This window comes from Winogradskyella sp. 4-2091, from assembly GCF_045765065.1.
Classification (GTDB): Bacteria; Bacteroidota; Bacteroidia; order Flavobacteriales; family Flavobacteriaceae; genus Winogradskyella.
In genome coordinates this window covers 1-537 of sequence record NZ_JBJKOD010000055.1, presented here as the reverse complement: position 1 = coordinate 537, position 537 = coordinate 1, and the positions used below count along the sequence as shown (strand labels likewise).

The window sequence follows — 537 nt, the reverse complement described above, 5'->3', positions numbered from 1 at the left end:
TCTATTTGGATCAGTAGCAGAAAACAACGTGTTATCATTACCATTAATATCACCAGATAAAATCGTAAGGTTTACCGCTGCATCTCTCTGAGATAAACTAACTTCTGTTCCATCAAAACCACCATATATTTTCTGATTATTAGTTAAACTAAAGACATCTGTTCTATTAGTTCCAGGTATATAAGTACCAGCTTTTACCCAAATTGTACCAGCTGGGTTATTATTTAAAGCAATTTGCAAGTTATCATAAGCATCTGCCCAACTTGTACCATCATTGTTTCCTGTAGCAGCTGCGTCTACATAAATAACTGTTGTACTTGCAGGATTAGCCCCAAACTCATATGGCCCCATATCTACTGTGGCATTAAATATACGTTGATTACCGGCTAAATCTGAAATTGTAGAAGTGGACACTCTAGTATTTTCTCCACTGTCTATTGCTGGTGATGAAGATTCTAACGTATAATCTCCATTTACAGAATCTGTAAACAAAGGATTTGTGTTTGAAACATTTGTAGTGCTAGAATGATTTGCGAA

General features: G+C 35.6%; 1 protein-coding gene. It reads right to left on the bottom strand.

Going from position 1 to position 537, the window contains the following annotated elements:
- Positions 1–537 (bottom strand): choice-of-anchor Q domain-containing protein (locus ACJBCC_RS17280; protein ID WP_407557934.1); only part of this gene is annotated, 537 nt, incomplete at both ends.